The 26,511-nt window shown below is 70.9% G+C and carries 21 protein-coding genes, 1 pseudogene and 1 riboswitch; of the genes and pseudogenes, 15 read left to right on the top strand and 7 right to left on the bottom strand.

The window, feature by feature from the left end:
- Positions 1–103 precede the first annotated feature (103 nt).
- On the bottom strand, positions 104–820 hold the full coding sequence (locus LDO26_RS09510; RefSeq protein ID WP_232130855.1) for a response regulator: 717 nt from the start codon (positions 818–820) through the stop codon (positions 104–106).
- A gap of 38 nt (positions 821–858) precedes the next feature.
- Here LDO26_RS09510 and LDO26_RS09505 point away from each other — a divergent pair, with 38 nt between their 5' ends.
- The 9 genes and pseudogenes from LDO26_RS09505 to LDO26_RS09465 all read left to right on the top strand — a co-directional run bounded on the left by LDO26_RS09505 (position 859) and on the right by LDO26_RS09465 (position 9,432).
- Positions 859–2,883, top strand: coding sequence for an AsmA-like C-terminal region-containing protein (locus LDO26_RS09505; RefSeq protein WP_232130854.1), 2,025 nt, complete (start codon positions 859–861; stop codon positions 2,881–2,883).
- A 35-nt stretch (positions 2,884–2,918) separates the two neighbouring features.
- Complete coding sequence (locus LDO26_RS09500) at positions 2,919–3,524, top strand: YdbL family probable chaperone protein (protein ID WP_232130853.1); 606 nt, start codon at positions 2,919–2,921, stop codon at positions 3,522–3,524.
- A 326-nt stretch (positions 3,525–3,850) separates the two neighbouring features.
- Positions 3,851–5,194: a 23S rRNA (uracil(1939)-C(5))-methyltransferase RlmD gene (gene rlmD, locus LDO26_RS09495; protein ID WP_232130852.1), complete on the top strand. Its 1,344-nt coding sequence runs from the start codon at positions 3,851–3,853 to the stop codon at positions 5,192–5,194.
- 139 nt (positions 5,195–5,333) lie between these two features.
- Positions 5,334–5,867 (top strand): CYTH domain-containing protein, encoded by a 534-nt coding sequence (locus tag LDO26_RS09490; RefSeq protein ID WP_232130851.1) that lies wholly within the window; start codon positions 5,334–5,336, stop codon positions 5,865–5,867.
- Positions 5,868–5,874: 7 nt separating this feature from the next.
- A pseudogene (locus LDO26_RS09485) lies at positions 5,875–6,575 on the top strand (DsbA family oxidoreductase).
- A 172-nt stretch (positions 6,576–6,747) separates the two neighbouring features.
- A complete protein-coding gene (gene nagZ / locus LDO26_RS09480; RefSeq protein WP_232130850.1) occupies positions 6,748–7,743 on the top strand; it encodes a beta-N-acetylhexosaminidase in 996 nt (331 codons plus the stop codon).
- Entirely contained in the window at positions 7,740–8,303 is a 564-nt protein-coding gene (locus LDO26_RS09475) for a hypoxanthine-guanine phosphoribosyltransferase (protein ID WP_232130849.1), read from the top strand. Before nagZ ends, LDO26_RS09475 begins: the two co-directional genes overlap by 4 nt.
- A gap of 55 nt (positions 8,304–8,358) precedes the next feature.
- Positions 8,359–9,129 carry an S-methyl-5'-thioinosine phosphorylase gene (locus tag LDO26_RS09470; protein WP_232130848.1) on the top strand — a complete coding sequence of 257 codons (771 nt, stop codon included), beginning with the start codon at positions 8,359–8,361 and terminating at the stop codon, positions 9,127–9,129.
- 96 nt (positions 9,130–9,225) lie between these two features.
- Positions 9,226–9,432, top strand: coding sequence for a cold-shock protein (locus tag LDO26_RS09465; protein ID WP_232130847.1), 207 nt, complete (start codon positions 9,226–9,228; stop codon positions 9,430–9,432).
- 205 nt (positions 9,433–9,637) lie between these two features.
- Here the strand turns inward: LDO26_RS09465 and btuB are convergent, their stop codons facing one another.
- From btuB to LDO26_RS09450, 3 genes are all read right to left on the bottom strand, one after another.
- On the bottom strand, positions 9,638–11,509 hold the full coding sequence (gene btuB, locus LDO26_RS09460) for a TonB-dependent vitamin B12 receptor (RefSeq protein WP_232130846.1): 1,872 nt from the start codon (positions 11,507–11,509) through the stop codon (positions 9,638–9,640).
- Positions 11,510–11,634: 125 nt separating this feature from the next.
- Positions 11,635–11,860, bottom strand: a riboswitch (cobalamin riboswitch).
- Positions 11,861–11,905: 45 nt separating this feature from the next.
- Positions 11,906–12,271 (bottom strand): TfoX/Sxy family protein, encoded by a 366-nt coding sequence (locus tag LDO26_RS09455; RefSeq protein WP_232130845.1) that lies wholly within the window; start codon positions 12,269–12,271, stop codon positions 11,906–11,908.
- Positions 12,268–12,750: a GAF domain-containing protein gene (locus LDO26_RS09450; protein ID WP_232130844.1), complete on the bottom strand. Its 483-nt coding sequence runs from the start codon at positions 12,748–12,750 to the stop codon at positions 12,268–12,270. The genes LDO26_RS09455 and LDO26_RS09450 overlap by 4 nt, the downstream gene beginning before the upstream one ends.
- A gap of 60 nt (positions 12,751–12,810) precedes the next feature.
- Here LDO26_RS09450 and bioD point away from each other — a divergent pair, with 60 nt between their 5' ends.
- Together bioD and LDO26_RS09440 are read left to right on the top strand one after the other, a co-directional pair.
- Positions 12,811–13,515 (top strand): dethiobiotin synthase, encoded by a 705-nt coding sequence (gene bioD / locus LDO26_RS09445; RefSeq protein WP_232130843.1) that lies wholly within the window; start codon positions 12,811–12,813, stop codon positions 13,513–13,515.
- 294 nt (positions 13,516–13,809) lie between these two features.
- Positions 13,810–14,262 (top strand): DMT family transporter, encoded by a 453-nt coding sequence (locus LDO26_RS09440; protein ID WP_232130842.1) that lies wholly within the window; start codon positions 13,810–13,812, stop codon positions 14,260–14,262.
- A gap of 71 nt (positions 14,263–14,333) precedes the next feature.
- On the opposite strand, the gene LDO26_RS09435 is transcribed toward LDO26_RS09440, so the two are convergent.
- The 3 genes from LDO26_RS09435 to LDO26_RS09425 form a co-directional block, all read right to left on the bottom strand.
- The gene (locus LDO26_RS09435; RefSeq protein WP_232130841.1) at positions 14,334–17,504 is read right to left on the bottom strand and encodes an efflux RND transporter permease subunit; all 3,171 of its coding nucleotides are present in this window, start codon (positions 17,502–17,504) and stop codon (positions 14,334–14,336) included.
- A gap of 153 nt (positions 17,505–17,657) precedes the next feature.
- A complete protein-coding gene (locus LDO26_RS09430) occupies positions 17,658–18,848 on the bottom strand; it encodes an efflux RND transporter periplasmic adaptor subunit (RefSeq protein WP_232130840.1) in 1,191 nt (396 codons plus the stop codon).
- A gap of 12 nt (positions 18,849–18,860) precedes the next feature.
- Positions 18,861–19,628: a TetR/AcrR family transcriptional regulator gene (locus tag LDO26_RS09425; RefSeq protein ID WP_232130839.1), complete on the bottom strand. Its 768-nt coding sequence runs from the start codon at positions 19,626–19,628 to the stop codon at positions 18,861–18,863.
- Positions 19,629–19,844: 216 nt separating this feature from the next.
- Here LDO26_RS09425 and LDO26_RS09420 point away from each other — a divergent pair, with 216 nt between their 5' ends.
- The 4 genes from LDO26_RS09420 to LDO26_RS09405 all read left to right on the top strand — a co-directional run bounded on the left by LDO26_RS09420 (position 19,845) and on the right by LDO26_RS09405 (position 26,493).
- Entirely contained in the window at positions 19,845–21,074 is a 1,230-nt protein-coding gene (locus LDO26_RS09420; protein WP_232130838.1) for an efflux RND transporter periplasmic adaptor subunit, read from the top strand.
- Positions 21,075–21,080: 6 nt separating this feature from the next.
- Positions 21,081–24,266: a multidrug efflux RND transporter permease subunit gene (locus LDO26_RS09415; RefSeq protein ID WP_232130837.1), complete on the top strand. Its 3,186-nt coding sequence runs from the start codon at positions 21,081–21,083 to the stop codon at positions 24,264–24,266.
- A 148-nt stretch (positions 24,267–24,414) separates the two neighbouring features.
- Complete coding sequence (locus LDO26_RS09410) at positions 24,415–25,023, top strand: NAD(P)-dependent oxidoreductase (RefSeq protein ID WP_232130836.1); 609 nt, start codon at positions 24,415–24,417, stop codon at positions 25,021–25,023.
- Positions 25,024–25,212: 189 nt separating this feature from the next.
- Positions 25,213–26,493 (top strand): FAD-dependent oxidoreductase, encoded by a 1,281-nt coding sequence (locus tag LDO26_RS09405; RefSeq protein ID WP_232130835.1) that lies wholly within the window; start codon positions 25,213–25,215, stop codon positions 26,491–26,493.
- Positions 26,494–26,511: the final 18 nt, after the last annotated feature.

Here is a 26,511-nt window from a genome sequence, read left to right as displayed (position 1 = left end):
GCGGGTCTCGACCCGCCACCGAACACCGAGGACTTCCGCAATCGACCGGTCGAGTCCGGCCCCGCATGTGCGCGCCGTGCAACGGCATGCGTCACGCGATGCGTCAGGCGCTGGCGAGCGTCGCGTCCAGGGTCCGCAGGAAATCGTCCAGCGCATGCGCCGATCCGGGCGCTGCGTGCAGCGCCGCCGCGGCATCGCACAGCCGGTCGGCGCCGACGAAGCCGCACCCCGCGCGCAGCTTGTGCAGCGCGCCCTGCAGGGCGTCGGCATCGCCATCGCGGGCGGCGTTCTCGACCGCGGCGCGGGTCGCCGGCAGTTCGCCGAGGAACAGGCCGCGCAGCGCCGCGGCGTTGTCGGCGACGCCGCCCACCGCGGCCAGTGCGGCCACCGTGTTCCACAGCGGCCGCTCCGCGGGCGCGGCATCGGCAGCGGGTGCCTCGTCCGCTGCCGGACCGGTTGCCGGCAGGTCCAGCACCTGGCGGATCGCATCGCGCCAGGCCTGTGCCGACAGCGGCTTGCTGACCGCCAGCGCGAAACCGGCGGCCCGCAACGCGGCCAGTACCTCCGGTTCGCGCGCCGCGGTATGCGCGATCGCCGGGGTCTGCAGGCCTTCGGCACGCAGCCGTGCCAGCAGTTCGATGCCGGTGCCATCGGGCAGGTTGGCATCGATCAGCCACAGGTCGTGCGGCTCGCGCGCGGCAAGCGCATGCGCCGATGCCAGCGAATCGGCGGTGTCGACCTCGGCCGGCAGCGCGGTGGTGGCGGCCTGCAGGAAGCCGCGGCTCGTGGGGTCGTCCTCGACCAGCAGCAATCGGTTCATCGGGTCCTCGATGCGACGGCGCTATTCTGCGGCGCATGATGCCGCGCCTGCTGCTGATCCTAACCCTGTTGCCGGCCTGTGTGCCGGATGCGCAGGCGCAGGCGGTGCGCGCGCGGATCGAGCGGATCGCCACGCCGGTGGCGACGCTCGAGGACGTCCGCGTCGAACTGGCCCGGCCCGCTGGCGCCGGACATGGCCGGTTGCGGCTGCAGGCCGGGCGGGTGGACGCTGGCGAGCTGGGGTACGCCTATCGCGATCTGGCCTGGGAATGCCCGCTGCAGCGGGTGCGCGTGGACGATGCCGACGTCCGCTGGCTGTGCGACGGCGAGATCCGCAGCGGCCGCGGCGCGCCGCTGCGCCTGGCCGTGGACCTGGGCGCGGCGACCACCGACGCAACATTGGCCGGTGCCGGTGCTACGCTTGCGCTGCACCGCGATGCGGCCACGCCGGATCTGACCACGCTCGACCTGCGCCGGGTCCCGGTGCAGTGGGCGCAGGCGCTGGTCGCCCAGGCCTGGACGGCGGCGCAGCTGCAGCGCGGCAGCGTGGATGGCCGGGTGCGGGTGGAGGCGCCGGCCGATCGTCCGCTGCACGTCGATGCCCGGCTGGCGCTGCGTGGAGTCGCTTTGGAGACCGACGACGGCAGCGTCGCCGCGGACGGTGTCGGTGGCGACTTCGAAATCGACCTGCGGTTGCCGGCCGGGGCGACGCAGGCGCGGCTCGATGGCCAGCTGCAGGGTGGCGAGCTGCTGTTCGGCAACGCCTACATCGCATTGCCGGAGACGCCGGTGGCGGTCGGCTTCGATCTTGCGCGCAGCGACGGCCAGGACTGGCAGCTGCCGCGGCTGCACTGGCGAGACGGCGCGGCGTTGACGGTCGACGGCAGCGCGCGGCTGTCGCCGGAATTCGACATCCGCGCGCTCGCGCTGGAGGTGGCGAGCACCGATGCCGGCGCGCTGCCCGCGCGCTACCTGTCGGGCTGGCTGGGCCTGGCCGGGCTGTCCGGGCTGGCGCTGCGCGGCGGCTTCGACGCCACGCTGGTCCTGGCCGATGGCGAACTCGATGCCGTGGCCCTGCGCATGCATGCGCTGGACCTGGAGGACAGCGGCGGCCGCTTCCGCTTCGATGCGCTCAACGGCGACATCCGCTACGCCGCCGGCGCGCCGGTGCGCAGCGCGTTCGCCTGGCAGGGCGGCACCCTGTACGGCCTGCCGTTCGACGCCGCGGCGTGGAGCCTGCAGAGCGGGCAGGGCCGGCTGACGCTGCGCGAGCCGGTCGCGCTGTCGCTGCTCGACGGCGAGATCGGCTTCGAGTCGCTGGTCATCGAGCCGCCGACCGGCGGCACCGGGCTGCGCGTGCAGACGGCGCTGCGGCTGGACGGGCTGGACATCGGCGTGCTGGCGAAGTCGCTGGACTGGCCGCCGTTCGAGGGCCAGCTCAGCGGCAGCATCCCGGCCGTGCGCTACGCCGACAACCGCATCGATTTCGACGGCGGCCTGTCGGTGCAGCTGTTCGTCGGCCGCATCGACGTCTCGCAGCTGTCGATCGAGCGCCCGTTCGGCGTCGCGCCCACGGTCACCAGCGACCTCGACCTGATCGGCCTCGACCTGCACGCGATGACTAACGTATTCGGCTTCGGCAGCATCAGCGGCCGCCTGCACGGGCGCATCGCGGGCCTGCGCCTGGTCGACTGGACCGCGACCGCGTTCGACGCCGAGCTGCATACCGAGCCGGTGCGCGGCGTGCGCCAGCGCATCAGCCAGCGCGCGGTGCAGAACATCTCCAGCGTCGGCGACGCCTCGTTCGTCACCAGCCTGCAGGGCCGCCTGATCGGCCTGTTCGACGATTTCGGCTACCGCCGCATCGGCGTCGCCTGCCGGTTGCGCAACGAGGTCTGCCGGATGGGCGGCCTGCGTTCAGCGGAGAACACCTTTACTATCGTCGAAGGTGCGGGACTGCCACGGCTCAACGTCGTCGGCATCAACCGCAACGTCGACTGGCCGACGCTGGTCGAGCGCCTCGGCGCCGTTGCCGGAGGCGACGTCGACCCGGTGTTCGATTGAGCGCAGTGCAGGGTTCCCTACAGGAGAGAGATGCGATGACGCGTTGGATTGGGTTGCCGGTCGCCGCGGTGCTGGCGCTGACCGCGTGCGTGACGATCAATGTGTATTTCCCCGCGGCCGAGGCCAAGGAGGCCGCGCGCGAGTTCGTCGAGAACGTGATCGGCAGCGAGGCCGCCGCATCGCCCGCCGCGCAGCCGGAGGCGCCCGTCCCGGGCGGCGGCATGGCGCTGCGCAGCCCCGGATTCGATCCGTGGCTGCTGCTCGGCATCGGCAGCGCGCAGGCGCAGACGCCCGACATCACCATCCGCACGCCGGCCATCCAGGCGATCCAGTCGCGCATGGAGCAGCGCTTCAACAGCACCCTGCGCCCGCATTTCGATTCCGGCGCGCTCGGTTTCGGCGGCAACGGCCTGATCGTGGTGCGCGATGCCTCGCAACTGGCGATCAAGGACCGGGTCGCGGTCAATGCCGCGGTTGCCGACGACAACCGCGACCGCCAGGCGGTGTACCGCGAGATCGCGGTCGCCAACGGCCATCCGGAATGGGAATCGCAGATCCGCGACGTGTTCGCCCGGCAGTGGATCGCCAGTGCACGCAGTGGCTGGTGGTATCAGGAAGGCGGGACCTGGAAGCAGAAGTAAGCGGACGGCGCCGCCTGCGGGCGGCGTTGTCGTTTCCGGTGGTTCTTGCCAGGCGACGCTTCGCCCGGTGGTGCCTGGTCGGTTGCGGTGTCGCCCTTGACGCGCGCTTTCGACGCCGGTTGCGCGAAGGGCTTCGGTGCCCAGCGGGACCGTCGTCCCCGCCTGCGCGGGGACGACGGTTTTTCCGGATTGCAGCGAGATGGGACCGGGACGCGCTGCCGTTGCCCGGGGCTGCCGGCCATGCCGGCTTCCGCATGCTGCCCCGGGACCGAACCACACCGCGCTTCTGCGACAATGGGCGGCCATTCGCACGCAGCCTTCGCCACGTGGCCCGATCCCGACGCCTGGACCAGACGCCGTTCTCCGCCGACATCCTCGACCTGACCCACGACGGCCGCGGGGTCGCGCGCCTGGCCGACGGCAAGGCGGTGTTCGTTGCCGGCGCATTGCCGGGCGAGCGGGTGACGGCGGTGCGCACCGCACGCTCGCGGCATTTCGACGAGGCCACCACGCTCGAGGTCCTGCAGGCCTCGCCGCACCGGGTGACGCCGCGCTGCGCGCACTTCGGCGTCTGCGGCGGCTGCGTGCTGCAGCATCTCGACGCCGGCCAGCAGATCCTCGCCAAGCAGCGCGTGCTGCGCGAGAACTTCGAGCGCATCGGCCATGTCACCCCGGAACGCTGGCTCGAGCCGCTGGTCGACCGCGAGTGGGGCTACCGGCGCAAGGGCCGTTTCTCGGTGCGCCGGGTGGAGAAGAAGGACAAGACCCTGGTCGGTTTCCGCGAGCGCGACCCACGCTTCGTCGCCGACCTGCACGAATGCCACACGGTGATCGCGCCGATCGCGGCGGTGATCCCGGCGCTGTCGGCGCTGGTCGACGGCCTGGCCGCGCGCAGCCAGATCCCGCAGATCGAGTTCATCGCCGGCGACGCCACGGCCGACTTCGACGGCGTCGCGCTGGTGTTCCGGCACCTGCAGCCGCTGGTCGAGTCCGATCTCGCCGCGCTGGCCGCGTTCGGCCGGGCGCACCGCTTCGCGATCTTCCTGCAGCCCGGCGGCATCGACAGCGTGCATCCGCTGTGGCCCGAGGCGCCGTCGCTGGCGTTCCGGCTGCCGCCGTGGGACGTGGAGCTGCGGTTCCGGCCGCTGGATTTCATCCAGGTCAACGCCGGCCTCAACGAGACGATGATCGCGCGCACGATGGAACTGCTCGACGTGCAGCCCGGGGACCGGGTGCTGGACCTGTTCTGCGGGCTCGGCAATTTCACCCTGCCGCTGGCGCGCCGGGTGCGCGAGGTGGTCGGCGTGGAGGGCGAGGCCGGGCTGGTCGCGCGGGCGAGGGAGAACGCCGTGCACAACGGCCTGGCCAATGCGCAGTTCTTCGCCGCCGACCTGACCCAGGACCAGTCGCACGCGCCGTGGATGCGCGCCGGTTTCGACACGCTGCTGCTCGACCCGCCGCGGTCCGGCGCCGACGCGGTGCTCCGGCAGTTGCCGCTCAAGGGCCTGCGGCGCATCGTCTATGTCAGCTGCCATCCCGCGTCGCTGGCGCGCGATGCCGGCTATCTGGTCAACGAGCGCGGCTGGACGCTGCGCGCGGCCGGGGTCATGGACATGTTCCCGCAGACCGCGCACGTCGAGTCGATCGCGATGTTCGAGAAGCAGGGGTAGTGAGCAGGGGCCGGAGGCCAGGGGCCAGGGGAGGCCGGTTTCCCGCCATCGGGTAGACGGTCTCCCGGGCTAGAATCCAGCCGTTCCGCAATTTCGCGCGGACCGGTGCTGCTCCCCCATCTCCGACCCCCGACCCCGCATGGCCATCGAGATCGAACGGAAATTCCTGGTGACCTCCGACGCGTGGCGCGCGGCGGCGCACGACGTGGTGCCGATGGCGCAGGGGTATCTCAACGATCTGGCGGCGGTCGACAGCGGCGCGCAGAAGGCCTCGGTGCGGGTGCGCATCGAGGGGGCGCGCGCATTCCTCAACATCAAGTCGCGCGAGCTCGGCCATACCCGGCAGGAGTACGAACTGCCGATGCCGGTCGACGAGGCGCGCTCGCTGCTGCAACTGTGCGTCGGCGGGCGGGTCGAGAAACGTCGCCACTACGTGCGCCACGAGGGTCATCTGTGGGAGGTCGACGAGTTCCTCGGCGACAACGCCGGGCTGGTGGTCGCGGAGATCGAACTCGACGATGCCGACGAGGTGTTCGCGCTGCCGCCGTGGGCGGGCGCCGAGGTCACCGACACGCCGCGCTACTACAACCTCGCGCTGGCCTCGCATCCCTATGCCGCATGGAACGACGCGGAGCGCGGCCCGGACTTGTCCACGACCGTCCCGGACGCATGATGCCGCGATGAGAGTCGACATCTGGTCCGACGTCGTCTGCCCGTGGTGCTGGATCGGCAAGCGCCGCCTGCAGCGGGGCATCGCCCTGCTCGGCACCGACGCGCCGCCGATCGACCTGCACTGGCACCCCTACCAGCTCGATCCCGAGGCCGATGCCACGCCCGTTCCGCTGCGCGAGGCCTACGCGCGCAAGTTCGGCGGCGCCCGGCGCACGGCCGAACTGCTCGCCGGTACCAGCGGACCGCGCGCGCCGAGGGCCTGCCGTTCGATTTCGACCGCGGGCAGGTGCGCGTGACCACGTTGCCGGCGCACCGGCTGATGGCGCTGGCCGCGCGCGAAGGCGATACGCACGCGGTCGGCGAAGCGCTGTTCCACGCGCATTTCGCCGAGGGCCGCAATCTGGCCGACCCCGACGTGCTCGTCGCCGCGGGCGCGGCGGGCGGTCTGCCGGAAGCCCGCGTGCGTGCGCTGCTGGCGGGCGAGGAGGGGCTTGCCGAGGTGCGCGCGGCGATCGCGCAGGCGCAGGCGATGGGCATCCGCGCGGTTCCCACCTTCGTCATCGATGGCCGGCTTGCGGTGCAGGGTGCGCAGTCGCCGGAGACGTTCGCCGCGACGCTGCGTCAGGCGCTCGGCGCGGGCGACGACGGCAGCGGGCATGCCGCGACGGGCGATCCAGCCGGTTGCGGTCCCGACGGCTGCCGCGTCTGAGTGGCCGAGTGCAATCCGCCCGCCTGCTGCGACCATGGTGGCGGTCAGGTGACGGTCTCGCCACGGCGTTCGATTCACCCTCGACCTTCCCGCGCGAACGCCGACGGTCGCGCCGCGCCGCATCTGCGACAATGCGCGCCTGCGCCATCGGGCGCGTGATGGAGATTCCCGGATGCTCGTGATCGGCGTGGCCGGCACCGAACTGACCGCGCAGGAGCGCGACTGGCTGCAGCACGATGCCTGCGGCGGCGTGATCCTGTTCAAGCGCAACTTCGCCTCGCGCGCGCAGGTGGCCGACCTGGCCGATGCGATCCGCGCCGCGGCGCCGCGGCCGCAGCTGGTCTGCGTGGACCAGGAGGGCGGCCGGGTGCAGCGCTTCCAGGACGGCTATACCGCGCTGCCGCCGCTGGCCGGCTTCGATGCGGTCTACCGCACCGATCCCGAGGCCGCGCTGGCGCTGGCGCGCGAACACGCCTGGCTGATGGCCAGCGAGGTCCGCGCGACCCGCGTCGACCTGAGCTTCGCGCCGGTGGTCGACGTCGGCCACGGCAACCTGGCGATCGGCAACCGCGCGTTCTCCGAGGACCCGCAGGTCGTCGCCGCGCTGACCCGCGCCTACATCGAAGGCATGCACGAGGCCGGCATGGCGGCGACGCTCAAGCATTTCCCCGGCCACGGCTCGGTGCGCGAGGACACCCATTTCGACGAGGCGGTCGACAACCGCAGCCTCGACGACATCCGCGCCCACGACCTGGTGCCGTTCGCCGCCGGCATCGACGCCGGCGCCGATGCGGTGATGCTGGCGCACGTGGTCTACCCGCAGGTCGCGCCGGAGCCGGCGGGCTACTCGCCGCGCTGGATCAACGACATCCTTCGCGAAGAGATGGACTTCCGCGGCGTCGTATTCTCCGACGACATCGGCATGGCGGCGGCGTTCTCGGCCGGCGGCGTCAAGGCCCGGGTCGATGCGCACCTGGACGCCGGCTGCGACGTGGTGCTGGTCTGCCACCCGGAACTGGTCGCCGAATCGCTGGCTGCGGTCGAAGGCCGCAAGCTCAACACCATGGCGCTGATCGGCCTGATCGGGCGCGGCGCGCTCGGCTGGGACGGGCTGCTGGCCAGCAACGATTACGGCACCGTACAGGGCCGACTGGGAGACCTGGCATGAACATTCCGCGCCTCGACGACGTGCTCGACACCGCCGACCTGATCTTCGACCGCGAGCAGCTCGAGGATGCGATCGAGGCGATGGCCGAGGACATCGCCGACGACTACGGCGACGACGAGCTGCCGCCGGTGTTCCTGACCGTGATGCACGGCGGCATGCTGTTCGCCGCGCAGCTGGCGCTGGCGCTGGGCGAGAACGAGATCGACGTGGAACTCGACTACCTGCACGCCACGCGCTACCGCGGCAATACCGTCGGCTCCGGACTGGCCTGGCTGCACCGCCCGGCCACGCCGCTGCAGGGCCGGCGCGTGCTGCTGGTCGACGACATCCTCGACGAAGGCCACACGCTGAAGGTGGTCAAGCATTGGTGCGAGGACCAGGGCGCCAGCGACGTGCGCATCGCGGTGCTGGCGACCAAGGACCACGACCGCCGCGTCGAGGAGGTCGAGGCCGACTATGCCGGCGTCAGCGTGCCGGACCGCTACGTGTTCGGCTACGGCATGGACTTCCACGAGCAGGGCCGCAACCTGCCGGCGATCTACGCGCTGGCCGACGCGTAGACGGCGCGCCACCATCATCGCCGGCGCGCGTGCCGGCGCAGGACGAGGAATCACGATGCCCGCTTCCATCGATCTGGCCGTCATCGGCGGCACCGGCCTCTACCGGCTGGCCGACCTGCAGGACGTGGAACCGCACCAGCCGGTCACGCGTTACGGGGCGCTGTCGGGCCCGGTGCGCGTCGGCACGCTCGACGGCAGGCGCGTCGCGTTCCTGGCACGCCATGGCGAAGGCCATTCGGTGCCGCCGCACAGGATCAACTACCGCGCCAATCTCGCCGCGCTGCAGGCCCTCGGCGCGACGCGTGTGCTCGCGCTCAACACCGTCGGCGGCATCACCGAACGCTTCGCGCCGCGCGTACTCGCCTGTCCCGACCAGCTGATCGACTACACCTGGGGCCGGGTGTCGACGTTCTCCGAGGGCGATGCCGACGACGGCAGGGGCGGCGAGGTGCTGCACGTCGATTTCGGCGATCCCTACACGCCCGCGCTGCGCGCAGAGGTGCTCCGGGCCGCGCGCGCGGCCGGCGTCGATCTCGTCGATGGCGGCTGCTACGGCGCGACCCAGGGACCGCGCCTGGAAACCCGCGCCGAGATCGCGCGCATGCGCCGCGACGGCTGCGACTTGGTCGGCATGACCGGCATGCCGGAGGCGGGCCTGGCCCGCGAACTGGGCCTGGACTACGCGTGCCTGGCGATCGTCGCCAACTGGGCCGCGGGCGCGGGCCCGCAGGTCGACGAGGTCATCACCTTCCAGAACGTGCTCGACAACGTCGCCGCGGCCTCGTCGGGCATTCCCGCGCTGCTGCGGCGCCTGCTGGCCGGGTGATTGCATCGGCGGCGGTTTGCTTTGCATACTCGACCGGCACGCGCGGCCGCCTGCGGACCGCGCGGCGATCCTGCAGCCAGACGAGGTGAGACGTTCATGCAATACGGCACAGTGAAGTGGTTCAACGACGCGAAGGGATTCGGATTCATCGCGCCCGAGGACGGTAGCGCGGACGTGTTCGTGCATTACTCCGCGATCAGTTCGACGGGTTTCCGCTCGCTGCAGGAGGGGCAGCGGGTCAGCTACGAAGTGACCCAGGGGCCCAAGGGCGCCCAGGCCACCGGTGTCGCCCCCGCGGCTTGAGTGGCGGTCCCGCGTTGTCGGAGAAGGCCCCGCATCCGCGGGGCTTTTTTCGTGGCTTTTCGCCGATTTCCGGCGCCCCGATCGCAGGTCGGGGCTACGCCTCCGACGCCGGGAACTCGACATCTCGCGAGTCCGGAACGCCGTGCACGTCGGCCGCGTGGGGCCGACCTACGCAGGATCGGGGTGGCCGTTCACCGATCCTGCGTCAGCGGCCGGCGGGCTGCCAGCGCAGCGCCAGGCCGTACTCGCGGCCCGGCTGGTAGTACCAGGCGACCGTTTCGTAGTCGCGGTCCAGCACGTTGGTCGCGCGCGCCTCCAGGGTCCAGTCGGCATGCACGGCATACGCCAGGCGCAGGTCGGTGGTCGCGTAACCGCCCACGCGGACGCTGTTGGCGGCATCGTCGTAGCGGTGGCCGGCGCCGTTGAGGGTGATGCCGGCACGGAAGGCGCCGAATGCGCGGTCCAGGTCGATGCGTCCGCTGTTGCGTGCGCGCCGCGCCAGCAGGTTGTCGAAGTTGCCGCCCGCGCTGCGGTTGCGCGGATCGACGTGGCTGAGCTGCAGGTTCAGGTCGAATCCGGTCAGCGACGTGGACACGGTGGCCTCGGCGCCGCGGATCCGCGCCTCGTCGACGTTGTTGGGCAGGCCGATCGCCGCGTCGTAGGAAATCAGGTCGTCGACGTCGGTCCGGTACACGTCCAACGTCCAGCGCCAGCCGGCGCCGGCCTGGCTGATGCCGAGGTTGTAGCTGGCGGATTCTTCCGGCCGCAGGTCCGGATTGCCGAAGAACGGGTAGTAGAGGTCGTTGAAGGTCGGCGCCTTGAAGCCGGTCGCGGCGCTGGCGGTCAGGCGCAGGCCGTGGCCGAGTTGCATGCCCCAGCCGAGGCTGCCGGTCGAGTGGCCGCCGAACTGCGCGTTGTCGTCGTTGCGCACGCTGGCCTGCAGCCGGTGCGCGCCGAGCCGGCCGGTATAGCCGGCGAACACGCCGATGTTGCGCCGGCTGGTCGCGTCGTAGCCGGTGTCGCTGTCGACCAGGTCCTTCTGCCAGTCGTAGCCGGTCGACAGCACATGACCGTCGGCGATGCCGAAATCGGCCTGCAGCGACGCGCTGTCGCGGGTGGTGTCGAAGCTGCCGGCGGCCAGCCGCGGCGCGCTGCCGTCGCTGAAGTAATTGTCGGACTTGTCGCGGGCGCGGCCGGCCTGGGCGGTGACGGTGATGCGCTCGGCGGCGGTCCATGCCAGCTTGCCGCCGACGACCTGCTGGACGTTGTCGGCCTCGTTGCCGCCGAAGACGCTGCCGTCGAAGCGGTTCTCGGCCTCGGCGTGCAGCAGGTGGCCCTCGATCACCAAGCCTTCGGCCAGCGTGGCGCCGGCGCGCAGGTTGGCCGAGCGGTTGCGATAGCCGTCGCGGTCCGGCTCGTCGACGAAGCAGCCGGCCCCCCAGCCCGCGGCGGTGCCGCGGCAGGCGTCGATGCCGTCGGTCCTGCGGTAGGCGACGTCGGCGCCGAACCAGCCGCTGCCGATGCCGCCGCCGATGCCCGCGCTGGCCTCGCGCAGGCCGTGGCTGCCGGCGCCGGCGCGGAAACGCGGCGTCCACGCGCCATGGTCGCGGCGGGTGAAGATCTGGATCACGCCGCCGATCGCCTCCGAGCCGTACAGGCTGGAGCGCGGGCCGCGGACGATCTCGATGCGTTCGATCTGCTCGACCGGCAGGTCCTGGAACGCGGCCAGTCCGGCCGTCGCCGAGCCGATGCGGATGCCGTCGACCAGCACCAGCACGTGGTCTGCCTCGGTGCCGCGGATCGAGACGGTGCTGAGCTTGCCTGGACCACCCTGGTTGCCGACATCGAGACCGGCCCGGCCGCGCAGCAGTTCCGGCAGGTCGCGCGCCTGGCTGCGTTCGATCTCGGCGCGGTCGATGACCTGCGCGGGTACCAGGGTGTCGCGCAGCGTGCCTTCGGTGCGCGTGGCGGTGACGAGGACGGTATCGAGGTCGCCGGCATCGGCGGTGTCGGCGGCGGTGGCGACAGGCGCGGCGAGCGCGGCGGCGAGGGCCGCGGTCAGGGAACGCAACAGCATCGGGAGTCTCCAGTCGCGTGCACCCGCGCACGCGGTTCGAGGGGAGGAGATCACGAGACAGGCGGACAGCCCGACGGCCGGGCAACAGTGGCCCGGAGCGCCGCCACGATGCCCGCCGCATCGCAACCAGTTCGGGCTTCGTGGCCGGTCTCCGGACTTGCGCGCCGGGCCGTGGTGGCCCGGGATTCCGCGCCTTCCCATGCCGAGGGCACAGTGGCGGATGCGGACTCCCATGCGCGCTTACCGTTGCGGGGGCAGTGCCGGAATGGACGCGACAGGCGCGTCGTCACCGGCTTCCCGTTTCAATCCGTCGGCGGATGCCGCCGGATCACCGCGAAGCAGGCGCGATTGTACGCGAGCCGAGCGCGTCGGCCGGACTCGCGCGCTGATCCGCGCTCAGTCGCGGTCGCCGGCGTCGAACAGGCCGGGATCGGGCATGCCGCCCTCGTCGTGCACGGTGGTCGTCACCGGGCCGGCGGCGGGCCGGCCGCGCGGCGCCGGCAACTGCGCGATCGCCGCTTCCGCGGCGGCCACCAGCTGCTGGCGGCGGGCGTCGGGGACGTCCTGCCAGTGGCAGTCGAGCAGCGCGCCCTCCAGCGAATACAGCAGGTTGAGACTGGGCTTGAAGCCGGCGCGCTTGACCCGCATGAAGGCGTCCACCGGGCCGGCGGCGGCGAGATCCTCGCGCGTGCGCAACCCGACCTGGCGCAGCCATGCCGCCGATTTCGGGCCGATGTTGCGCAGCTTCAGCGGTGCGCTCATGGCAGCGATTCCAGGTAGACGGCGGCGAGGGCTTCGATGCCTGCCTGGTCTTCAACGTCGAAACGCGCGGGCAGCGGACTGTCGAGGTCGAACACGCCGACCAGGCGCTCGCCGCGGACCAGCGGCACCACCAGCTCCGAGCGCGATGCGCTGTCGCAGGCGATATGGCCCGGGAACGCATGCACGTCGTCGATGCGCTGGGTCCGGCGGGTGCGCGCCGCGGCGCCGCAGACGCCCTTGTCGAGCGGAATGCGCACGCAGGCCGGCAGGCCCTGGAACGGCCCGACCACGAGTTCGTTGCCGTCGAACAGATAGAAGCCGGCCCAGTTGAGGTCGGGCAGCGCGTGGTACACCAGCGCGGACAGGTTGGCGGCGTTGGCGATGGGGTCCGGTTCGCCGTGCAGCAGGGCACGCGCCTGCGCGCCGAGCGCGGCATACTGCTCGGCCTTGGTGCCGCGCAAGGGGGCTGGAGTGAACATGCAGGCAGTGTATCAGCGCGCTGGATCGCGGCCGCGGCCCGGCGCGATGGCGGCGCGGCGATGAGCCCGCCTGCGACGGCCGCGCGCAGCGTGCTGGTCACCGGGACCGATACCGGCATCGGCAAGACCCACGCCAGCGTCGCCCTGCTGCACGCGCTGCGCGGTCGCGGACTGCGCGCGGTCGGCATGAAGCCGGTCGCCAGCGGCTGCGACTGGATCGACGGCCACTGGCGCAACGAGGACGCACTGGCGCTGCAGGCGGCCAGCGATCCGCGTCCCGGTTACGCCGACATCAATCCCTTCGCGCTGCCTGAGCCCACCGCGCCGGTGCTGGCTGCGCGCGAGGCGGGCATCGGGGTCGAGCTGGGCGCGATCCTCGATGCGCACGCGCGCCTGGCCGCGATGGCCGATTTCGTGCTCGTCGAGGGCGCGGGCGGCTGGGACGCGCCGCTGGCCACGGACATCGAGCACCACACGCTGGCGCAGCGGATCGGCGGCGGCGTGGTGCTGGTCGTCGGCCTGAAGCTCGGCTGCCTGAGCCATGCCCGGCTGAGCGCGCGCGCGATCGCCGCCGACGGCTGCCGTCTGCTCGGATGGATCGGCAACCGCATCGATCCGGACTTCGCCCGTGTCGACGATTACCTGGCGCTGCTGGAGGCCGCACTGCCGGCGCCGCGGCTGGGCGTGCTGCCGTTCGCCGGCGATGCCGCCACGCAGACCGGTGAAGCGCTCGCGCTGGACCCGATGTGGACCGACGTTCCCTGAATCCCGCGGCAAGGGGCGCAATGCAGGGCGGCTTCCGATCCGGCCGGGCTGGATGCCCTTCCGGCCGTGCGGGAATTCCTGTCGATGGCGCGGCCGATCCGCCCTGCCGGGGTTACGCTCGCGGTGTGCCGCGCACCCGAGCGCGTGCTTCCGGGCGGCAGCAGGCACCAGAACGCGACGCTTTCCCGTATCGGAGGTTTCCATGCAAGGCATCCGCAGACGCCATCGCACCCAGGGTCCCGGATATCCGCGACACCTGTTCCATTCCCTGATGGCTGCGCAGGCGTACCCGCCATGCAGGTGACGCACCTGCTGGGCCTGACCCTTCTGGGCATCCTCGCAGGCGTCAGCTTCGTCATGCAGTCCGCCGTCAATACGCAGCTGCGCGAAAGCCTGGCGTCGCTGTCCTGGGCCGTGTTCTTCAGCTACCTGGGCGGCACCCTGGTCATGGGTCTGGTCCTGGCCGCCACGCGGACCGCGCTGCCGGCGGCCGCTACCCTCCCGCAGACACCCTGGATCGCCTGGACCGGCGGCCTGTTCGGCGTGGTCTATGTCATGAGCCTGGTCGTGCTGTTGCCGAGGATCGGCAGCGTGGCCGCGCTGGCGCTGCTGGTCGCCGGCCAGATGCTGGCCGCGCTGGTTTTCGACCAGTTCGGATGGTTCGGCATCGCGCAGCAGGCGGTGACGCCGACCAAGGTCCTGGGCGCGCTGCTGCTGGTCGCCGGCGTGGTACTGGTGCGCGCGTAGCACGGGCCGGGCCCCGTGCTGCGCGCGTCATCGCGGCATGGCGGATCCGGCGCCCGCCACGCCCGATGCCGTCACTGCCCCTGCGGCGCCGGTGCCAGCTCGCCTGCGTCGTCGTCGGCCGCATCGACCGCGTCGCGGTCGTGGCTGTGGTCGCGCGCGATCAGCAGGTAGAAGGCCGGCAGCACGAACAGCGTGAACGCGGTGCCGATCGCCATGCCGGCCGCGATCACCGTGCCCATCGCGAAGCGCGCGGCCGCGCCGGGGCCGCTGGCGAGCAGCAGCGGCACCATCGCGAACACCAGCGCCGCGGTCGTCATCAGCACCGGGCGCAGGCGGATCGCCGCGGCCTGCTCGATCGCCTCGGCTTTCGACAGGCCCTCGTTGGCCTGCAGCTTGTTGGCGAACTCGACGATCAGGATGCCGTGCTTGGAGATCACGCCGACCAGCGTCACCAGCCCGACCTGGGTGTAGATGTTGATGCTCATGCCGGGGAAGACCTCGATGCCGGCGAACTGCAGCACCGTCGACAGCAGCGCCAGCGCGTTGACCACCAGCAGCGCGCCGCTGATCGCCATCGGCACGGTCATCAGCATGATCAACGCGTCGCGGAAGCTCTCGAACTGCGCGGCCAGCACCAGGAAGATGATGATCAGCGCGAACGCCAGGGTGACCAGCATGGTCGCGCCTTCCTGCTTGAACTGGCGCGACTCGCCGGCGTAGTCGACGCTGTAGCCTTGGGGCAGCACGTCGGCGGCGATTCCGTCGAGCACCCGCAGCGCCTCGCCCTTGGTCACGCCCGGGCGCTGCATGAAGGTGATGCCGACCGCGTTGAGCTGCTGGAAGCGCTTGAGCGACTGCGGCTGTGCGCTTTCCTTGAGCGTGATCACCGTCGACAGCGGGATCAGCTCGCCGTCGCGGGTGCGGGTGTAGTAGTTGCCCAGCTGGTCGGCGTTGAGCCGGTCGCTGCGCTGCACCTGCGGGATCACCCGGTAGGAGCGGTTCTGCATCGCGAAGCGGTTGACGTAGCCGCCGGCCAGCAGCGCGCTCATGTCGGCCGCCAGGGTGCGCATGTCGATGCCGAGCATCGCCGCCTTGTCGCGGTCGATCTGCACATCCACGCGCGGCTTGTCGATCTTCAGGTCCTGGTCGAGGAAGATGAAGCGGCGGCTTTCCTGCGCCCGCGCGACGATCTCGTTCGCCAGTTCCGACAGCTGCTCCAGCGAGCCGATGCCGCCGATCACGAACTCGCCGCCGCCGTCGCCGCCGGCCGACGGCAGCGATGGCGGGATCAGCGCGAAGATGTTCAGGCCGGTGATCTCGGCCAGCTTCGGCTGCAGGTCCTGCTGCAGGACCTGGTTGGTCGAGCGGTCGCGCTGGCTCCAGGGCTTCATCACGAAACCGCCCATCGCGGTGTTGGCGCCGCCCATGCCGCCGAAGCCGCCGTTGAACAGGAAGAAGTCGTTGATCTCCGGGATCTCCGACACCACGTCGGTCATCTCCTCGGTGTAGCGCTCGACGTAGTCGAGGGTGCTGGCCGCGTCGGCGCTGCCGATCGCGAACACGAAGCCCTCGTCCTCGGCCGGCGCCGGCTCCTTCGGCGCGCCGATGTACAGGAACGCGCACGACACCAGCACGATCGCGCCGAAGATCAGGATCACGCCGCGGGTCTGCAGCGCGCCGTGCAGGCGGCGCTGGTAGCCGTGCTGCAGCCTGTCGAAGCGGCGGTCGAGCCATTGTTCGAGCCGGCTCTTGCTGTGCTCGCCGCTGGCCTTGAGGATGCGTGCGCACATCATCGGCGTCAGCGTCAGCGCGATGATGCCCGACAGCAGCACCGCGCCGGCCAGGGTGAAGGCGAACTCGGTGAACAGCACGCCGGTCAGCCCGCCCTGGAAGCCGATCGGCAGGTACACCGCGATCAGCGTCGTGGTCATCGCCACCACCGGCCAGGCCAGCTCGCGCGCGCCGCGGATCGCGGCGTCGTGCGGGGTCATGCCTTCCTCGATGTGGCGGTGGATGTTCTCCAGCACGATGATCGCGTCGTCGACCACGATGCCGATCGCCAGCACCATCGCCAGCAGCGTCAGCAGGTTGATGGTGAAGCCCATCAGCAGCATCAGGAACAGCGCGCCGACCAGCGACAGCGGCACCGTCACCGCGGGAATCAGCACGCTGCGGAACGAACCCAGGAACAGGTAGATGACGACGATGACGATGATCACCGCCTCGACGATCGTGCGGATCACCTCGTTGATGCCGTCCTGGATCGACTCGGTGCTGTCGTAGGGGATCGTCGCGTCGATGCCGTCGGGCAGCTGCGGCAGGATCTCGTCGTCCCAGGCCCTGCGGACGTCGCGGATCACGTCCAGCGCGTTGGCGTCGGGCGAGACGTAGATGCCCATGAACGTCGCCGCGTCGCCGTTGATGCGCACCGACGAGTCGTAGTTCTCCGAACCGAGCACCACGTCGGCGATGTCGCCCAGGCGCACGATCGCGCCGTCGGCCTCGCGCACCACCAGCGCGCGGAATTCCTCGGGCGTGCGCAGGTCGGTGCGCGCGGTCAGGTCCACCGACACCATCTGGCCCTTGGTCGACCCCAGCGCCGACAGCACGTTGTTGGACTGCAGCGCGGCGTAGACGTCGCTGGCGGTGACGTCGAGCGCGGTCATGCGGTCGGGCTTGAGCCACACCCGCATCGCGAACGCGCCCGGACCCATGATCTCGGCGCGCTGCACGCCGGGGATCGTCGCGATCCTCGGCTCGACCGCGCGCGTGAGGTAGTCGGTGATCTGGTTGTCGTTGAGCTGCTCGCTGGCGAACGAGACGTACATCGCCGCGACCTGCTGCCCCTGCTGCAGGTCGATGACCGGATCCTCGGACTCGGTCGGCAGCTCGCTGCGCAGCTTGTTGACCTTGGCCGCGATCTGGGTGAGCGCCTCGTTGGGGTCGTAGTCCAGGCGGATGTAGGCCTGGATGATGCTGACCCCCGCCGAGCTGGTCGAGGTGATGTAGTCGATGCCCTCGGCGCTGGCGATCTCGCGTTCGAGCGGGGTGGTGATGAAGCCCTGGATCAGGTCCGCGTCGGCGCCGAAATAGGTGGTGCTGACGTTGACGACCGCGTTCTGCAGCTCCGGGTACTGGCGCACGTTGAGCTCGGAGAACGCGCGCAGGCCGAACAGCAGGATGAACAGGCTGACGACCATCGCCAGCACGGGCTTGTTGATGAAGATGTCGGTGAATTTCATCGTCTTGCGTCTCCCTCTCTTCCGCATACGGACGAGGTTGGGGTGGGGCATGGGGCATGGGATCCGCACGCGCGTCGTGGATCACCATCCCCATCCTTGCCTTCCCCTTGAAGGGGAAGGAAATCGGGCGCCTCGTCGCGCGAGGCGGCGTTTCTAGCGGTTCTCCGGCCGCGGCGCGGCGTCGGCCGCCGGCTGCACGCGGTTGTTGATCGTCACCGTCGCATCGTTGCGCAGCTTCAGCAGGCCGCTGGTGGCCACGCGTTCGCCGGGCTTCAGGCCGTCGGTGACTGCGATCAGGTCGCCGCGGGTGGCGCCGGTCTGGATGAAGCGCTGGCGCACGACCAGTGTCGGGCCGTCGTCCGCGTCGCCTTCGGCCGCGGGCGCGTCGGGGTCGGCGGGGCGTTCGCTGACCACGTACACGGCGTTGCCGTAGGGGTTGAAGGTCACCGCGGTCTGCGGGATCACCACCACCTCCTGCGGTCCACCGACGCTCAGGCCGACCCGCGCGAACGCGCCGGGGCGCAGCTTGCCGTCCGGGTTGGCCAGGGTGGCCTGCACCTGGAAGTTGCGGGTGGCCGGATCGACCGAGGGCTCGATCGCGGTGATCGTGCCTTCGAACCGTTCGCCGGGCAGGGCGTCGACGCCGGCCTGCACGGTCGCGCCTTCGCGGACCAGCGGCAGCTGCTGCTCGGGCAGCGAGAAGTCGAGGTAGATCGGATCGAGCGACTGCAGGCTCACGATCGCGCTGCCCGGCGACACGTACTGCCCCAGGTTGACCTTGCGGATGCCCAGCACGCCGTCGAACGGTGCGCGGATGGTCTTCTGTGCGATCAGCGCGCGCTGCGCCTCGACCTCGGCCAGCGACGTGGCGGCCTGGGTCGCGCGCTCCTCGACCTCGGCCTGCGAGACCAGCTGGTCGCGGCCCAGCTCCTGCCAGCGGTCGCGCTGCACCGCCGCCAGCTTCGCGGCGGCCTCGCTGGCGCGCAGCACCGCCAGTTCGTTGTCGGTGTTGAGCTCCACCAGCACCGTGCCGGCCTTGACCGGCTGGCCGGCCTCGAACGACAGCCTGCGGACCACGCCGCCGGCCTCGGTGGTGACATCGGTGCCGTTGACCGCGACCAGGGTGCCGACCGCCTCCAGCGGCGTCTCCCACGACGCCTGTTCGGCCTCGAAGGCGGTGATCGCGACGGCCGGCTGCGGCATGTTGTCGAAGAAGTCGTTCATGCCACGGCCCATGATCGCCTTCGCGGCGAACACGCCGCCGAACACGATGGCGGTGATCAGCAGCACGAGGAACAGGCGGAGCCTGGGGCGCGGCGGGCGCGCGGTGGAAGTCCTGGCCATGGCAAACATCCGTCAGGGAAGGGGAGGCGGGAGCACAGGCGCGATGTTGCGCCAGTCGGTGTCGAACACGGTGCGGCCGATCCGCGACACCAACGCATCCAGCGCGTCGTCGTCGGCGTCGAACAGCGGCTGCCAGCCGTAGCCGTTGAGCAGGTACTGCAGTTGCCGCAGCAGCAGGCGGTAGGGATCGCCGACCACGCGCGGGTCGATCATTCCCTGCTGCTGCGCAAGGGTATGCATCCCGACCGTCAGCATCCATGTGCCCATCGTCAGGGCTGCGACCGGCAACCGGCAGGTCGCGGGCAGATCGCCGCGGGCGCGCGCTTCGGTCGCGATCCCGTCGATCAGCTCGGTCAGCGGCATGAAGGCCGCCAGCGCGCGCCGGCGGCTTTCCGCCGACGCCGCGCCCCAGACCACGTCGGTCCAGACGAACTGCGCCAGCCGGAAGTGCTCGGGCTGCTCGCGCATGATGATCAGGTCGGCCAGCACCACGGCCAGCATCTTCTCGCGCGTGGGGCCGTCCCAGCGCGCGGCGCGCTCGAACAGCTCGACCCGGCTCATGCAGTTGCGCGTCGCCAGGGCGACCAGCAGGTCCTCCTTGCTGGCGAAGTGCTTGTACAGCGTGCCGATCGCGAACCCGCAGTCGTCGGCGATCCGGGCCATCTGCAGCGACAGCAGGCCGTCGCGCTGGATCAGCACCTGCGCCCGGTCGAGGAAGGCCTGCTCACGCGCGGCGATGTCGCGTTGCCGGCGCAGGAGCGCGGGCGTCGGGGCGATCATGGTGCAGTCGGCTGGAAGAAGGGCGCGCCACTATGAACGAGGTTCATATTCCGAGCAAGGTTCATCCGCGCAGCGGGTCGCGGGATGTGACCGCCACCACGGCCGGTGCCTGACCGCAGTGCCGTCAGTCATGGTGTCGCGCTGCTTCGAATTAGCTATACTGACCGGTATAGTAAATAGCCTTCCCGCACCATCTCCACTCAGGTCTCCTCCCTCATGCGCCGAATCCTGTCTCTCGCCGTGCTCGTCACGGCGCTCTCCGCCTGTGGTCAACAACAGGAACAGGCGGCGCCGCCGCCGCCCGAAGTCGGGGTGCTGACGGTCCAGCCGACCGTGGTCGCCCTGCAGGAGGAGCTGGTGGGCCGGCTGGCGCCGTTCCGCAGCGCCGACGTCCGTGCCCGGGTGCCGGGCGTGCTGGAACGCCGGGTCTACCAGGAAGGCAGCGACGTCAAGGAAGGCGACGTGCTGTTCCGCATCGACCCTGCGCAGCTGCAGGCCGCGCTGGGTACCGCCCAGGGCGCCCAGGCCCAGGCCCAGGCGAACTACGCCAATGCCAAGATTGCCGCCGACCGTGCGCGCCAACTGGCGCCGACCAACTTCATTTCGAAGTCCGACCTGGACAACGCCCTGGCCGCCGAGCGCAGCGCCGAGGCCGCGCTGCAGGCGGCGCGCGCTTCCACCCAGACCGCGCAGATCAACCTGGGCTACGCCACCGTGCGCGCGCCGATCTCCGGCCGCGCCGGCAAGCAGCAGGTCACCGAGGGCGCGCTGGTCGGGCAGGGCGAGGCGACGCTGCTGACCACGGTCGACCAGATCGATCCGCTGTACATCAACTTCTCGATGAGCGCGGCCGAGTTCAGCCGCATCCGCGCGATGCCGCTCGACCGCGACGCCGGCGGCGGCCAGGTGCAGATCGTGCTGGCCGACGGCACGGTCCACGACCAGACCGCGACGCTCGATTTCTCCGGCGACATCGTCGACCCGGCGTCGGGCGCGGTGCAGCTGCGCGCGACGCTGCCCAACCCCGGCCACCGCCTGCTGCCCGGCGTCTACGTGACGCTGCGCGCCAACATGGGCCAGCAGAGCGGCGTGTTCCTGGTGCCCCAGGCGGCGGTCCAGCGCGACACCGCGAGCGCCTATGTGCTGGTGGCCGGCGAAGGCGACAAGGTCGTGCGCAAGAACGTGACCACCGACCGCGCCCAGAACGGCCAGTGGGTCGTCAGCCAGGGGCTGGCGGCCGGCGATCGGGTGGTCGTCTCCGGCGTGCCCAAGGCGCGCATCGACAGCGTGGTCAAGCCGGTGCCGTGGACGCCCGAAGCCGAGGCCCCGGCGGCCGGCGGGGCGCCGCAGGCGCAGGACCAGGCGCCGGCCGCGGCCGGCACCGCCGGTGCCGGACAGCCGGCGGATGCCGCCGAGCCCGCCGCTGCGCCCGACACGCAGGACTGATCCGCCATGCCCAAGTTCTTCATCAACCATCCGGTCTTCGCCTGGGTCGTCTCGATCCTGATTTCGCTCTCGGGCGTGATCGCGCTGCTGAACATGGGCGTCGAGTCGTACCCGAGCGTGGCGCCGCCGCAGGTCACGGTGACCGCGGCCTATCCCGGCGCAAACGCCGACACCACCGAGCGCGCGGTGACCCAGGTCATCGAGCAGCAGCTGACCGGCATCGACAACCTGCTGTACTTCAGCTCGACGTCGAGCTCGTCCGGCCGCGCGACGGTGACCCTGACCTTCGAGACCGGCACCGATGCCGACATCGCCCAGGTGCAGGTGCAGAACAAGGTGTCGCTGGCGACCCCGCGCCTGCCGACCGAGGTCGTGCAGCAGGGCGTGGTCGTGGCCAAGGCCAATGCGGGCTTCCTGATGGTGGTCGGCCTGCGCTCCAGCGACCCGGCGGTCGACCGCAACCAGCTCAACGATCTGATCGGTTCGCGCGTGCTCGAGCAGATCGCGCGCGTGCCCGGCGTCGGCAGCACCCAGCAGTTCGGTGCCGAGTACGCCATGAACATCTGGCTCAACCCCGAACAGCTGCAGGGCTACGGCCTGTCGGCGACCGAGGTCATCGCGGCGGTGCGCGGGCAGAACGTGCAGTTCGCCGCGGGTTCGATCGGTTCGGATCCGGCGCCGGAGGGGCAGGGCTTCACCGCGACCGTGTCCGCCGAAGGCCGTTTCAGCACGCCCGAGGAGTTCGAGAACATCATCCTGCGCGCCGACAGCGACGGCGCGACCGTGCGCCTGAAGGACGTCGCGCGGGTCGCCGTGGGCGCGTCGGGCTACGGGTTCGACACCAAGTACGACGGGCAGCCCACCGGCGCGTTCGCGATCCAGCTGCTGCCCGGCGCCAACGCGCTGACGGTCGCCGGCGCGGTCGCCTCGCGCATGGACGAGCTGCAGCCCTCGTTTCCGCCGGGCGTGGAGTGGTTCAAGCCCTACGACAGCACCACCTTCGTGACGATCTCGATCAAGGAAGTGGTCAAGACCCTGATCGAGGCGGTGATCCTGGTGTTCCTGGTGATGCTGCTGTTCCTGCAGAACCTGCGCGCGACGCTGATCCCGACGATGGTCATCCCGGTGGCGCTGCTGGGCACGTTCCTGGGCCTGAACCTGCTCGGCTTCACCATCAACCAGCTGACCCTGTTCGCGATGGTGCTGGCGATCGGCATCGTGGTCGACGACGCGATCGTGGTGATCGAGAACGTCGAGCGCATCATGGCCGAGGAGAAGCTGCCGCCGCGCGAGGCGACGACCAAGGCGATGGACCAGATCACCGGCGCGGTGGTCGCGATCACCGTCGTGCTGGCAGCGGTCTTCATCCCCAGCGCGCTGCAGGGCGGCGCCTCGGGCGAGATCTACAAGCAGTTCGCCATCACCATCGCGGTGGCGATGGGCTTCTCCGCGTTCCTGGCGCTGGGCTTCACCCCGGCGCTGTGCGCGACCATGCTCAAGCAGCACGCCGCGCATGGCGAGGAGAAGCACAACGCGTTCGTGCGCACGTTCAACAAGTACTACGACCGCATCAACGCGACCTACGTCGGCCATATCGGCAGTGCCGTGAAACACGCGCCGCGCTGGATGGTCGTATTCGTCGCGCTGAGCGCGGTCTGCGCGTTCCTGTACGTGAAGCTGCCGACCAGCTTCCTGCCCGAGGAGGACCAGGGCTACGCGCTGGCGATCGTGCAGCTGCCGCCGGGCGCCACGCTGCAGCGGACCAACGCGGTGTTCGAGGAAGTCCGCGCGACGATCTCGCAGAACCCGGCCTACGAAAGCATGCTGCAGGTCGCCGGTTTCAGCTTCGTCGGCCAGGGCGAGAACGTCGGCATGGCCTTCATCAAGCTCAAGGACTGGGGTGATCGCGACGCGGGCATCAACCAGTTCCTCGGCGAGGCCAACGGCGCGCTGCAGGGCATCCGCGACGCCAGCATCTTCGTCGTCAACCTGCCGACGGTGCAGGGCCTGGGCCAGTTCGGCGGCTTCGACATGTACCTGCAGGACCGTGCCGGCGCCGGCCACGAGGCGCTGACCCAGGCGCGCAACCAGTTGCTGGGCCTGGCCGCGCAGCAACCCGACCTGCTGCAGGGCGTGCGGCCCAATACGCTGGAGGACGCGCCGCAGCTGCAGTTGCACGTCGACCGCGTGCAGGCGCAGTCGATGGGGCTGTCGGTCAGCGACATCTACGGCGCGATCCAGCTGATGCTGGCTCCGGTCTATGTCAACGACTACGTCGCCGAAGGCCGCATCAAGCGCGTCAACATGCAGGCCGACGCCGCCTATCGCACCGACCCTGGATCGCTGTCGAAGATCTACACCCCCAGCGCCTTGGCGACCAACGCCGACGGCACGCCGACGATGATCCCGCTCACCAGCGTGGTCCGCCCGGAATGGGGCGCAAGCACGCCGTCGCTGACCCGCTACAACGGCTATGCCGCGGTCAACATCGTCGGCTCGCAGGCGCCCGGCCGCAGCTCGGGCGAGGCCATGGCCGCGATGGAAGACCTCGTCGAGAATCAGCTCCCCGACGGTTTCGGCTACGACTGGGCGGGCATGTCCTACCAGGAGATCATCGCCGGCAACACCGCGACGCTGCTGCTGCTACTGTCGGTCGTGGTGGTGTTCCTGTGCCTGGCCGCGCTGTACGAGAGCTGGTCGATCCCGGTCGCGGTGCTGCTGGTGGTGCCGCTGGGCATCCTCGGCGCGGTGCTGTTCACGATGCTGCGCCCGGGCCTGTCGAACGACATCTTCTTCAAGATCGGCATGGTCACGGTCATCGGCCTCGCGGCGAAGAACGCGATCCTGATCGTCGAGTTCGCGGTGCTGGAACGGGCCGCGGGCAAGACCCTGCGCGAGGCGACCGTCGAGGCGGCGCGGCTGCGTTTCCGGCCGATCCTGATGACCTCGTTCGCGTTCATCCTCGGCGTCACCCCGATGGCGCTGTCGAGCGGCGCGGGCGCCAACGCCCGCCATGCGCTGGGCACCGGCGTGATCGGCGGCATGCTGTTCGCGACCTTCCTCGGCCTGCTGCTGATCCCGGTGTTCTTCATCATCGTGCGCCGGGTGCTGGGCGACAAGCTCGACGAGCCCGATCCCAAGGCGGTCGCCGCGCTGGAGGCGCAGCACAGGCAGGTCGGCGCCGACCTCTGATGCGCGCCCGCTGATGGCCTGGAACGCCCCGCACCCGCGGGGCGTTTCCTCATGTGGGACGCATTGTCTTGGCAGCGTGCGTGCCACGCGCTTCCGGTTGGCGATGGGCGCGCGCAGACTCGGGGGCCGACCACCGCAGGGAACCATCATGCGCATCGCACTGATCGGCGCGTCCGGCAACGCCGGCTCGCGCATCCTCGAGGAACTGTCCGACCGCGGGCACCGGGTGACCGCCATCGCCCGTCATCCCGATCGCATCGCGCGCCTGCCGGGCGTGACCGCTGTGCAGGGCGACGTGTTCGACCCGGCCGGTCTCGCGCCGCTGCTCAAGGGTCACGATGCCGTCATCAGCGCGGTGCATTTCAGTGCCAGCGATCCGCGCGCGCTGATCAACACGGTCAAGGCGTCCGGCGTGCCGCGCTACCTGGTCGTCGGCGGCGCCGGCAGCCTCGAGGTTGCGCCGGGCGTGACCCTGCTCGATACACCGGAGTTTCCCGCCGAGTACCGCGCCGAGGCAGAGGCCGGCGCGCGTTTCCTCGCGCTGCTGCGCGCGGAGCAGGAGCTGGACTGGGCCTTCCTGTCGCCTTCGGCGCTGTTCGTGCCCGGCGAGCGCACCGGCCGGTTCCGGCTCGGCCAGGACCAGTTGCTGCAGGGCGAGAAGGGCAGCGTCATCTCGTTCGAGGACTATGCCGTCGCGCTGGTCGACGAGCTGGAGCACCCGGCGCATCCGCGCCAGCGCTTCACCGTGGGCTACTGAGCACCGCGCGGCGCTGATGCCAGGCGTCGCGACCCTCGCGCACACGTCCGGCGCGCAGCCTGCATGGGCGCACGTGCGGAGCGTGCGGCTGCGCGTGTAGGGCGATGACGGGCGTTCCGGTGGCCGCATGCCGATGTCCGCGGGTATGCTCCCGCCGCGCGCCGTCCGGCGCGGAAGGGAGCTGCCCGCATGCATCCACAGCGGCCGTTGCGCGTCGCCATCGTCGGTTACGGCACCGCCGGACAGGCCGCGGCGGTACTGCTCGGCCGCGACGGTCACGCGGTCGAGGTGTTCGAGCGCGCACCGGCGCCGGGACCGGTCGGGGCCGGCTTCCTGCTGCAGCCCAGTGGGCTGCAGGTGCTGTGGCGCATGGGCCTGCTGCCGGAGGTGACGGCGCACGGCGCGCGCGTCGGTCGGCTGTACGGTGAAACGCCGTGCGGACGCGCGGTGATGGACATGCGCTATGCCGGACTCGATGCGCGGCTGACCGGCATCGGCCTGCAGCGCGGTGCGTTGTTCCATGTGCTCGACGCGGCCCGGAACGGCCGCGCGCGCTTGCGCGCGGGGATCGCGATCGACGCCATCGACCCGCACGACGACCGCTGGCTGATCGATGCGCACGGCGGACGCCACGGTCCCTTCGACCTGGTCGTCGTCGCCGACGGCGCCGGCTCGCGGCTGCGTGGCTATCCCGGCGCGCCGCGGATCGACCGGGTGTACCCGTGGGGCGCGCTGTGGTGCCTGCTGCCGGCGGGCGACTGGCCGTGGATGGACGAGCTGCGGCAGCGTTACGTCGCGGCGCGGCGGATGATCGGCATGCTGCCGGTGGGGACGCGGCCCGGCGATGCGACGCCGCGCGTGAGCTTCTTCTGGAGTCTGCCGGTCGGCAGTTTCGATGCCTGGCAGGCCGCGCCGCTGCAGGCCTGGCACGACGATGTCGCGGCGATCTGGCCCGAGGCCGCCGCGCTGCTGGCCGGCGCCGCCACGCAGCATGCACAACTGGCGCGCGCCAGTTATCGCGACGCCACGCTGCGCCGCTGGCATCGCGGCCGGGTGGTGCTGATCGGCGACGCCGCGCATGCGATGAGCCCGCAGCTGGGGCAGGGCGTCAACATGGCGCTGCTCGATGCCGAGGCGCTGCGCGATGCGCTGCGCCTGCACGCGCCCGATGCCGCGTTGCCGCACTACCAGCGCGAGCGCCGCAAGCACGTGGCGATCTACCAGTTCTGGAGCCGCTGGCTGACGCCGATCTTCCAGTCCGAGCACGATCTGCTGGCGACCGCGCGCGACCTCGCATTCCTGCCGATGGGCAGGCTGCCCGGTGGCCGCGGTCACATGCTGCGCGTGCTCAGTGGCACGCAACGCGGCGTGTTCGGACGGCATGCGCTGGATCCCGGCTTCGTGCAGGCGCTGGCCAGCGGATTCGCCGCGGCACCGGCGATGCCGGGCCCCGTGCCCGAACCGGGGTAGGCGCGGCCGGTTTTGCGC

The sequence above is a fragment of the Proluteimonas luteida genome, from assembly GCF_021191695.1.
Classification (GTDB): Bacteria; Pseudomonadota; Gammaproteobacteria; order Xanthomonadales; family Xanthomonadaceae; genus Luteimonas; species Luteimonas luteida.
This window is presented reverse-complemented; position numbering and strand designations above follow the sequence as displayed.

Excerpts from the sequence above, each read along its gene's own strand:
- LDO26_RS09510 (WP_232130855.1), bottom strand. The coding sequence starts at position 820 with ATGAACCGATTGCTGCTGGTCGAGGACGACCCCACGAGCCGCGGCTTC.
- LDO26_RS09505 (WP_232130854.1), top strand. The coding sequence starts at position 859 with ATGCCGCGCCTGCTGCTGATCCTAACCCTGTTGCCGGCCTGTGTGCCG.
- LDO26_RS09500 (WP_232130853.1), top strand. The coding sequence starts at position 2,919 with ATGACGCGTTGGATTGGGTTGCCGGTCGCCGCGGTGCTGGCGCTGACC.
- LDO26_RS09490 (WP_232130851.1), top strand. The coding sequence starts at position 5,334 with ATGGCCATCGAGATCGAACGGAAATTCCTGGTGACCTCCGACGCGTGG.
- nagZ (WP_232130850.1), top strand. The coding sequence starts at position 6,748 with ATGCTCGTGATCGGCGTGGCCGGCACCGAACTGACCGCGCAGGAGCGC.
- LDO26_RS09475 (WP_232130849.1), top strand. The coding sequence starts at position 7,740 with ATGAACATTCCGCGCCTCGACGACGTGCTCGACACCGCCGACCTGATC.
- LDO26_RS09470 (WP_232130848.1), top strand. The coding sequence starts at position 8,359 with ATGCCCGCTTCCATCGATCTGGCCGTCATCGGCGGCACCGGCCTCTAC.
- LDO26_RS09465 (WP_232130847.1), top strand. The coding sequence starts at position 9,226 with ATGCAATACGGCACAGTGAAGTGGTTCAACGACGCGAAGGGATTCGGA.
- btuB (WP_232130846.1), bottom strand. The coding sequence starts at position 11,509 with ATGCTGTTGCGTTCCCTGACCGCGGCCCTCGCCGCCGCGCTCGCCGCG.
- LDO26_RS09455 (WP_232130845.1), bottom strand. The coding sequence starts at position 12,271 with ATGAGCGCACCGCTGAAGCTGCGCAACATCGGCCCGAAATCGGCGGCA.
- LDO26_RS09450 (WP_232130844.1), bottom strand. The coding sequence starts at position 12,750 with ATGTTCACTCCAGCCCCCTTGCGCGGCACCAAGGCCGAGCAGTATGCC.
- bioD (WP_232130843.1), top strand. The coding sequence starts at position 12,811 with ATGAGCCCGCCTGCGACGGCCGCGCGCAGCGTGCTGGTCACCGGGACC.
- LDO26_RS09440 (WP_232130842.1), top strand. The coding sequence starts at position 13,810 with ATGCAGGTGACGCACCTGCTGGGCCTGACCCTTCTGGGCATCCTCGCA.
- LDO26_RS09435 (WP_232130841.1), bottom strand. The coding sequence starts at position 17,504 with ATGAAATTCACCGACATCTTCATCAACAAGCCCGTGCTGGCGATGGTC.
- LDO26_RS09430 (WP_232130840.1), bottom strand. The coding sequence starts at position 18,848 with ATGGCCAGGACTTCCACCGCGCGCCCGCCGCGCCCCAGGCTCCGCCTG.
- LDO26_RS09425 (WP_232130839.1), bottom strand. The coding sequence starts at position 19,628 with ATGATCGCCCCGACGCCCGCGCTCCTGCGCCGGCAACGCGACATCGCC.
- LDO26_RS09420 (WP_232130838.1), top strand. The coding sequence starts at position 19,845 with ATGCGCCGAATCCTGTCTCTCGCCGTGCTCGTCACGGCGCTCTCCGCC.
- LDO26_RS09415 (WP_232130837.1), top strand. The coding sequence starts at position 21,081 with ATGCCCAAGTTCTTCATCAACCATCCGGTCTTCGCCTGGGTCGTCTCG.
- LDO26_RS09410 (WP_232130836.1), top strand. The coding sequence starts at position 24,415 with ATGCGCATCGCACTGATCGGCGCGTCCGGCAACGCCGGCTCGCGCATC.
- LDO26_RS09405 (WP_232130835.1), top strand. The coding sequence starts at position 25,213 with ATGCATCCACAGCGGCCGTTGCGCGTCGCCATCGTCGGTTACGGCACC.